This window comes from Kutzneria sp. 744, assembly GCF_000568255.1.
In the GTDB taxonomy this organism is placed as follows: Bacteria; Actinomycetota; Actinomycetes; order Mycobacteriales; family Pseudonocardiaceae; genus Kutzneria.
In genome coordinates this window covers 7,914,566-7,922,594 of sequence record NZ_KK037166.1, presented here as the reverse complement: position 1 = coordinate 7,922,594, position 8,029 = coordinate 7,914,566, and the positions used below count along the sequence as shown (strand labels likewise).

Here is an 8,029-nt window from a genome sequence, read left to right as displayed (position 1 = left end):
TCTCCGACTCAGAACACAACCCCGCCGACCCAGACCAGGCCGAAGTTGCGCACAGATGCGCCCCTGGCCTGCTGTTCTCGTTCGATCTGAAGGACTTCGTGGCCGCGTTGCACGGCCTGCCATGCGTGCATCGTCCCGAGCACGCCTCCACCGACGACCACCACTCGCACGGCCACGACCGTAGCATGGACTAGAGCAGTTACCATCACGTTACCTAAGGGTGGATCGAAGGCGACAGGGCGCAGACGGCAGAATCGACGCCGTGATGTCCATTGAGCAGAGGATCGCCGACGAGCTCGGCGTGCGGGACGGGCAGGTGGCCGCGGCCGTCGGTCTGCTCGACGGCGGTGCGACGGTGCCGTTCGTCGCCCGCTACCGCAAGGAAGCAACCGACGGCCTTGACGACGCCCAGCTGCGCACCCTGGAGGAGCGCCTGCGCTACCTCCGCGAGATGGAGGAGCGGCGGGCCGCGATCCTGGAGTCGGTCGCCGAGCAGGGCAAGCTGGACGACGCGCTGCGCGAGCAGATCATGACCGCCGACTCCAAGGCGCGGTTGGAGGACATCTACCTGCCGTACAAGCCCAAGCGGCGGACCAAGGCCCAGATCGCCCGCGAGGCCGGCCTCGAACCGCTGGCCGACGGCCTGCTGGCCGACCCGACCCTGGACCCGCAGGCCACCGCCGGGCAGTACGTGGACGCCGAGAAGGGCGTCGCCGACGCGGCCGCCGCGCTGGAGGGCGCGCGGTCCATCCTGGTCGAGCGCTTCGGCGAGGACGCCGACCTGATCGGCGCGCTGCGCGAGCAGATGTGGACCCGCGGCGCCATGGTGTCCAAGGTCCGCGACGGCCAGCAGGAGGCCGGGGCCAAGTTCAGCGACTACTTCGAGTTCTCCGAGCCGTTCACCAAGCTTCCGTCGCACCGCATCCTGGCCATGTTCCGCGGCGAGAAGGAGGAGGTCCTCGACCTCAGCCTGGAGCCGGAGGAGCCGGTCGAGGGCCAGCCGTCCGACTACGAGATCCGCATCGCCGCCCGGTTCGGCATCGACAACCAGGGCCGCCCGGCCGACAAGTGGCTGACCGACACCGTGCGCTGGGCCTGGCGCACCCGCATCCTGGTGCACCTCGGGGTGGACCTGCGGTCCCGGCTGCGGCAGAACGCCGAGGACGAGGCCGTGCGTGTGTTCGCGGCCAACCTGCGCGACCTGCTGCTGGCCGCCCCGGCCGGCACCCGCGCCACCATGGGCCTCGACCCGGGCTTCCGCACCGGCGTGAAGGTCGCGGTCGTGGACGCCACCGGCAAGGTCGTGGCCACCACCGCGATCTACCCGCACCAGCCGGCCAACCGCTGGGACGAGTCGCTGGCCACCCTGGCCAAGCTGTGCGAGCAGCACAAGGTGGAGCTGATCTCGATCGGCAACGGCACCGCGTCCCGCGAGACCGACAAGCTGGCCGCCGACCTGATCAAGCTGCGGCCCGAGCTGAAGCTGACCAAGATCGTCGTCTCCGAGGCCGGCGCCTCGGTGTACTCGGCCTCCGCGTTCGCCTCGGCCGAACTGCCGGACATGGACGTGTCGCTGCGCGGCGCGGTGTCCATCGCGCGGCGCCTGCAGGACCCGCTGGCCGAGCTGGTCAAGATCGACCCGAAGTCCATCGGCGTCGGCCAGTACCAGCACGACCTGGCCGAGACCAAGCTGTCCCGGTCGCTGGACGCGGTGGTCGAGGACTGCGTGAACGCCGTCGGCGTCGACCTCAACACCGCGTCGGCTCCGCTGCTGACCCGGGTGTCGGGCATCGGGGCCGGGCTGGCCGAGAACATCGTGCAGCACCGCGAGAGCAACGGCCCGTTCCGCTCCCGCGAGGCGCTCAAGGGCGTCGCCCGGCTGGGCCCCAAGGCGTTCGAGCAGTGCGCGGGCTTCCTGCGCATCCCCGGCGGGGACGATCCGCTGGACTCCTCCAGCGTGCACCCCGAGGCCTATCCGGTGGTGCGGCGCATCCTGACGTCCAACAACCTGGCGCTGACCGAGCTGATCGGCAACAGCGCCAAGCTCAAGGCCATCAAGCCGGCCGAGTTCGTCGACGACAGGTTCGGCCTGCCGACCGTCACGGACATCCTCAAGGAGCTGGAGAAGCCCGGCCGCGACCCGCGCCCGGCGTTCAAGACGGCGACCTTCGCCGACGGCGTCGAGAAGATCGGCGACCTGAAGCCGGGCATGGTCCTGGAGGGCGTGGTCACCAACGTGGCCGCGTTCGGCGCGTTCATCGACATCGGCGTGCACCAGGACGGCCTGGCGCACGTGTCGGCCCTGTCGCGCACCTTCGTCAAAGATCCGCGTGACGTCGTGAAGTCCGGCGACGTGGTGCGGGTGAAGGTGCTGGAGGTGGACATCCCGCGCAAGCGCATCTCGTTGACGCTGCGCCTGGAGGACGAGCCCCGAGCGCGGCGGACCGGCCCAGAACAAGGGTGGCGGCGGCCAGCAGGCGCCTCGCCTCCGAACTACGAGCGGGCGCTAGCCAAGGCTCTCATCCGCGCGCGATAGCGCCAGGAGATTAAGCACGGATACCCTGATACCCGGTAGCCCACGTGGAAAATCCCGATTATACATTTTGAATACCTTAATAATCGAAGTTGGTAGGTCGCCGCCAGCTGCTTCGATGAGCTATTACCAGTCTGGAGCCCTGAGAGTTATCCTGAGGCTGTTAGCGTTTAATTCCTTAGAAACTGGCATATTTTCACATCCAAACCTAGCAGGACGGGCACGCCGGCTTCACTCGGACAGCACCTTCGCCAGCGTGTCGAGCTGCGAGTTGACGCCCTGCTCGCGCCATTCCGGCTGTTCCATGTCGTCCAGGTAGGCGCCCTGCTCGGCCAGCACCAGCCGGGTTCCCTCGCCCTCGGCCACGAATTCGACCGTGGTCTGCGAGACCGTGGACAGCTTGTCCCCGTCGTGCAGCGTGGCCACGTAGACGATCCGCTCGCCGTCGACGATGTCCCGGTAGGTGGCCTCGAACCGCAGCTGCCCGCCGCTGGCGATCTCCGTGCCACCGACCCGGAAGTCCAGCTCGTGGTGGTGGCCCGGGGCCATCAGCCAGCTGGCTTTCGTCGTCGGGTCGGCAAAGGCGGCGAAGACCTTGGCCGGCGGCTGCGGGTAGGTCCGGTCGATGGTGAACGTCGAGTGCTTGACGGTCATGTACCCAGAAGTCATGTCGCTGTCCCTTCTTCCAACACATCGGCGAGCCGGTCGAGCTTGAACTCCCAGGCCGTGCGGCGCTCGTGCAGCCAGTCCTCGGCCGCCCGCAGGCCCGCCGGGTCGATGCGGCAGGTCCGCACCCGGCCGACCTTCTCCGTGCGGACCAGCCCGCACGCCTCCAGCGCCTGGAGGTGCTGCACCACCGCGGCGAGCGTGATCGGCAGCGGCGCCGCCAGCTCGCTCACCGAGGCGGGGCCGCGGGTCAGGCGGTCGACCAGACCCCGTCTGGTGGGGTCGGCCAGGGCCTGGAACACCCGGTCCAGCTCATGGTTAAGCACACACTTGAGTATTGACCACCGAGATACTCAAGTCAAGGCTTAAGTGTTGGGACCACAACGAGGCCCCACCCGGCGGATGGGGCCTCGCTCGTCCGGTGACTACCGAGGGGTCTGGTCCAGCTGCGTGGCCTTGACGGCCTTCGCGACCTGGGCGCAGTCGTCGGCGGTGACGCCGGCGGCGCCGCTGCGGGCCAGCGCCGTGCAGGACGAGTTCAGGGCGACGCCCACGTCCTTGAAGGTGGCGGTCGGCGTGAGCAGGTTCTCCACGCCCCACCAGATCTGGACGGACTTGTCGACGCCGAGGCCGCGCACGGTCTGACCATTGAAGGTGTCGCCGTCGGTGATCAGGTAGTCGGTCTTGTTGACCACGCCGTCGTTGATGTGCACGTCGGGGTTGTTCGTGTCCCAGCCGGGGCCGTTGACCCGGTCCGGCTGCGCCTTCTTGGACGAGCGCGGGTCCTTCATGTTGCGGATGACGCCGAGCGAGGTGCCGGCGCCGAGGTTCCAGCGGTTGACGCCCTGGCTGTTCGGGTCGTTCGCGGACAGCGCGATGAACTTGCCGAACACGTCGGACAGCCCCTCGTTGATGGAGTCGGCCTGGCCGCCCTCCAGTCCGGAGGTGTGCTGGGTGACGCCGTGCGTGAGCTCGTGCCCGGTGACGTCGTCGGTGGTCACGCCCTCACCGAAGGCCATCTGCTCGCCGTCCCAGAAGGCGTTCAGGAACGGGCAGGCCTCGCCCTGCACGCAGACCCGCACGGTGCCGCGCAGCGCCTTGCCGGTGCCGTCGCTGTAGTTGGCGCCGATCAGCGACGTCAGGTCGACGCCGACGGACTTCTGGTAGAAGCTCTGGGCGTCGCCGAAGAAGTTGTAGACGTTGTTGACGTCGGTGACGGCCGACGCGGCGCCGCCCTCCTTGCGCGTCACCTTGAACGCGCGGCTGCTGCCGCAACGCACAGAGGCGTTGGTGCCGGACACCGTCTTGCGCGCGGCGTCGCAGACGTCGCGGTTCAGCGCCTCGTGCACGTCCGACCACGAGGTCAGCACCTGCTGGGTGCCGGCCTTCACGACGTCGGTCCACTTGTCCTCAAGGGACGCTCCGTGCACCGTCACCTGGTAGGTCGGCACCGCGACGGACTCGCCCTGCGTGCCGCCAAGGGTGGCGTCGTACCAGTAGGCCTGCGGGGCGTCGGCGGTGAGCTGCGCGGCCGACAAAAACGGTGCGCTTGGCAACGTCAGCGATCGCGGTGGCCGTCGCACCGGCGTCGGTGGCCGGGAACTGGCCCTCGGCACGGAGCGTGGTCCGGCCGTGGGTGGCGATCGTCTGGCCCTGCTTGTCCCGCACGGTGATCAACTGGCCGCCGAACACCGGCACGCCCGCGATCGTCTGCTGCGACCGGACGACGCTGCCGAACGGCATGGCCTGGGCCGGCTGCTGGAGCATGGCCGTGGCCGCGAGGGCCGGGCTCGCCGTGACGACCGCGCCGGCCGTCATGGCGGCGACGGTCGCACCCGCGACCACCGCACCCGTGATAACTCGATTGCGTGACACTCACACACCTCCGCAGGGATCCAGTCACCCGAAGTGACTGAATGCGCAGTGTGCGTAACCCGATCGCGTGAACGCTCCCTACGAAGGTAGGAAGATCAGGCCACCAATGGGGGGTGGTTTTTCGGCGGTGCGCCGCTAGTGCCCACCTCGTGGCCGGTCGCACACGCCCTTGACCTGCGCCGATTCCGAAACCGAGGCCCGCTCCGGCGCCGCCGAAAATCGGCCCGTGCCGGCCCGACGTTCGAAAATATCTCGTTAACCAGCCGGTCTAGCGGACACCGCCGCGCGGTCTCACACGGCAACGGGCCATGACCGTGGTCGCGACCTCCAGGGCGGCGGTGGTGCCGATCAGGATCTGCGCGACAACCGCGGGACCACGATTCGGCCGGACCACGGCCGGCCGCGTAGGGATCATGCCGGTCAGACCCGCGGCACCGACTGCCACTGGCTGATCTTGCGGATGATCAGCACCGCCATCACCGCGGCCGCGGCCTCCAGCAGGACGGACAGGATGGCCACCGGGTACCGGTCGGCGACGCCCCGGTCGATCGCCGGGACGGCCCTGCTGGCCAGCCAGGTCAGCCACCAGGCCAGCACCAGTCCCTCGCCTTTCGCGCCGGCCGGCCCACTGGCCCGCCACACGTCGCTGACGTACCGCGTGGCCCAGAGGTAGCGGCTGCCGCTGCCCCGCCGCCGATCCATCCGCTTGCCGGCGACGAGATGCATGTTGGCTCGGGCCCGCCGCACCCACACGATGAACACCGCCGCGGCGGCCACCAGGACGAGGATGTAGAGCACCTCGTACAGCAGCGCGAGCTCGATCTTCCCGACCAACTGGGCGACGGTGCGCACCGACCCCAGCAGCGCCACCAGACCGATCAGCACCGACGCGGCGACGCCCAGGCCGCCGATCGGCTGCCAACCGCGATGGCCGCTGCGGTACTCGGCGGACATCGGCGCGCCCAGCGGCACACCGTGGTTCGACTCCACAACTTCCCCCTCCGGGTATTCCACACCCCGACCCGGAGGGGACAGTACCGACGGAAGGTCACGGATCAAGCGGTTATCCGCGGGTCGGCGACTGCCATTCGGTGATGCGGCGCACGACCAGCAGCGCCAGCGCCCCGGACACCAGGTCGAGCAGACAGGCGGCGATCAGCGGCACGGTGTCGACAATGCCGGCCAACGTGATGAACCGGGTGAACAGCCACGACACCACGAACGCCATCCACCACCACACGACCAGTCCGTCGCGGACGTTGGCGCGGTCGGGAGAACTGGCCCGCCACACGTCGACCACCACCCGGTACGGGAACCAGAGGTTGACCACCGGGCAGATCCAGCCGGCGATGACCCACTCACGGGTCAGCCTTTGCCCGTGCGGGCCGACCAACAGTTCGGCATTGGCCCGGACCCGCCACAGCCACACGATGAACGCGACGGCGGCCAGCACGAAGAAGCCGGTATTGGTCCACAGCATCACGTCGTCCATCGCGGCCGCGCCGGCCACGTCGGCGACGGTCTCCAGCACATCGGTCACGAGCACCAGCGCGATGAGCGCCGACGCCGCGATCGCCGACCGGCCGACCGGCCTCCAGTTCTTGGGCACACGCCGTCCCCGTGCGGTCGGCGCCGAAGTCCTTGTTCTGCTCACAACTCTCCCTATGGTCCTGGCCACGACCTCAGGGAAACGACGTCACAGATTCAGCTGCGTTATGAAGCTGAAACGGTCACCGCGATACAGAGAACGGACGCGCTCCACCGGCACGCCGGCGTCGTCCCTGGTCAGCCGGTGCAGCAGCAGCATCGGCACCGCCGGATTGGTGCCGATGAGCAGCGCTTCCCGCGGGGTGGCCAGCACCGTCTCCACCCGTTCCTCAGCGTGCGCCAGCACAATACCGACCTGGTGTGTCAAATACGCGTACAACGATGTGGCCGGGTCGAAGGCGGACAGCAGATCGGGAAAGCGACGAGTCGACAGATAGGTCGATTCCAGCCCGACACGCTCCGAATCGGCCAGCAGCACCCGCTCGATGTGCAGGGCCGGGTCGCCCGGCTGGATGGCCAGGTCCGCGGCGAGCCGGTCGTCGGCGGCCATGTGCTCGGCGGTGACCAGGTACCGGCTGGGCTCCACGCCCTGGCTGCGCATGCCCTCGGTGTAGCTGACCAGGGCCAGCGGCTGCATCAGCTTCGGCGGCGCCACGAACGTGCCGGAGCCCTGCCGGCGCACCAGCCGCCCCTCCAGCACGAGCTCGCTCACCGCCTGCCGGAACGTCACCCGCGAGACCTCGAACCGCTCGGCCAGCTCGCGCTCGGACGGCAGCGCCACGCCCTCGCCCAGCTCCTCGATCAGCCCCAGCAGCAGGGTCTTGACCGCGTAGTAGCGGGGCACACGGCCGTGCTCCGGGATGCCGGCGCGGACCGGTTCCCCTGCGCGATGTGACGGCGTGGGCACGCTGCGAGCTTAGAGTGACCGGTGTGGAGACAAACGAGGGGTTGCGCCGGGTCACCGAGCTGGCCAGTCGCGAGAACTGGCTGGCGGTGCTGGTCACCGTGCGCGCCAACGGAAAGCCGAGCGTCGCGGTGCTCAACGCGGCGGTGTTCCCGCATCCGGTCACCGGCGAGCAGACGGTGGCGTTCGTGTCCCGCGGCAACACGGCGAAGCTGGCCAACCTGCGGGCCAACGGCGAGGCGACGCTGGTGTTCCGCGCCGGCTGGGAGTGGATCTCGGTGTCCGGGCCGACCGAGATCGCCGGCCCGGACGACAAGCTGGCCGGCGTCACGGACCTGCGGCAGCTGCTGCGGGACGTCTACCACGCGGCCGGCGGCCGGCACGACGACCTGGACGAGTACGACCGGGTGATGGCCGAGGACCGGCGCGCGGCGGTCTTCGTGAAACCGGTGCGGTTCGCGACGTAATCCTTGATCAACGACCTGAGGCGGCGGGGGCCGGTG

At 69.2% G+C, this 8,029-nt stretch carries 8 protein-coding genes and 2 pseudogenes; 2 read left to right on the top strand and 8 right to left on the bottom strand.

The window, feature by feature from the left end; genetic code table 11:
• Nucleotides 1-32: 32 nt before the first annotated feature.
• A pseudogene (locus KUTG_RS56975) lies at nt 33-206 on the bottom strand (FAD-dependent oxidoreductase); the annotation flags it as partial.
• A gap of 59 nt (nt 207-265) precedes the next feature.
• Between KUTG_RS56975 and KUTG_RS36480 the strand changes: the two are divergent.
• The gene (locus KUTG_RS36480; protein ID WP_084581465.1) at nt 266-2,536 is read left to right on the top strand and encodes a Tex family protein; all 2,271 of its coding nucleotides are present in this window, start codon (nt 266-268) and stop codon (nt 2,534-2,536) included.
• Between the two features lie 228 nt (nt 2,537-2,764).
• Here the strand turns inward: KUTG_RS36480 and KUTG_RS36475 are convergent, their stop codons facing one another.
• The 7 genes and pseudogenes from KUTG_RS36475 to KUTG_RS36445 all read right to left on the bottom strand — a co-directional run bounded on the left by KUTG_RS36475 (nt 2,765) and on the right by KUTG_RS36445 (nt 7,529).
• Nucleotides 2,765-3,202, bottom strand: a complete 438-nt coding sequence (locus KUTG_RS36475; RefSeq protein ID WP_369794559.1) for an SRPBCC family protein — start codon at nt 3,200-3,202, stop codon at nt 2,765-2,767.
• Nucleotides 3,199-3,525, bottom strand: a complete 327-nt coding sequence (locus KUTG_RS36470) for an ArsR/SmtB family transcription factor (RefSeq protein ID WP_043723347.1) — start codon at nt 3,523-3,525, stop codon at nt 3,199-3,201. The genes KUTG_RS36475 and KUTG_RS36470 overlap by 4 nt, the downstream gene beginning before the upstream one ends.
• A gap of 99 nt (nt 3,526-3,624) precedes the next feature.
• A complete protein-coding gene (locus tag KUTG_RS36465) occupies nt 3,625-4,737 on the bottom strand; it encodes a M4 family metallopeptidase (protein WP_043723344.1) in 1,113 nt (370 codons plus the stop codon).
• 139 nt (nt 4,738-4,876) lie between these two features.
• Nucleotides 4,877-4,942, bottom strand: a pseudogene (locus KUTG_RS66590) (hypothetical protein); the annotation flags it as partial.
• A gap of 552 nt (nt 4,943-5,494) precedes the next feature.
• Nucleotides 5,495-6,064 (bottom strand): DUF4328 domain-containing protein, encoded by a 570-nt coding sequence (locus KUTG_RS36455; protein WP_043723339.1) that lies wholly within the window; start codon nt 6,062-6,064, stop codon nt 5,495-5,497.
• A 73-nt stretch (nt 6,065-6,137) separates the two neighbouring features.
• Nucleotides 6,138-6,683 carry a DUF4328 domain-containing protein gene (locus tag KUTG_RS36450; protein ID WP_052395810.1) on the bottom strand — a complete coding sequence of 182 codons (546 nt, stop codon included), beginning with the start codon at nt 6,681-6,683 and terminating at the stop codon, nt 6,138-6,140.
• A gap of 87 nt (nt 6,684-6,770) precedes the next feature.
• Nucleotides 6,771-7,529, bottom strand: a complete 759-nt coding sequence (locus KUTG_RS36445) for a GntR family transcriptional regulator (RefSeq protein WP_043723337.1) — start codon at nt 7,527-7,529, stop codon at nt 6,771-6,773.
• A 23-nt stretch (nt 7,530-7,552) separates the two neighbouring features.
• Here KUTG_RS36445 and KUTG_RS36440 point away from each other — a divergent pair, with 23 nt between their 5' ends.
• Complete coding sequence (locus KUTG_RS36440) at nt 7,553-7,993, top strand: pyridoxamine 5'-phosphate oxidase family protein (RefSeq protein WP_043731866.1); 441 nt, start codon at nt 7,553-7,555, stop codon at nt 7,991-7,993.
• Nucleotides 7,994-8,029: the final 36 nt, after the last annotated feature.

What these genes read in the sequence shown, in the direction of transcription:
- KUTG_RS36480 (WP_084581465.1), top strand. Translation starts at nt 266, where the DNA reads ATGTCCATTGAGCAGAGGATCGCCGACGAGCTCGGCGTGCGGGACGGG.
- KUTG_RS36475 (WP_369794559.1), bottom strand. Translation starts at nt 3,202, where the DNA reads ATGACTTCTGGGTACATGACCGTCAAGCACTCGACGTTCACCATCGAC.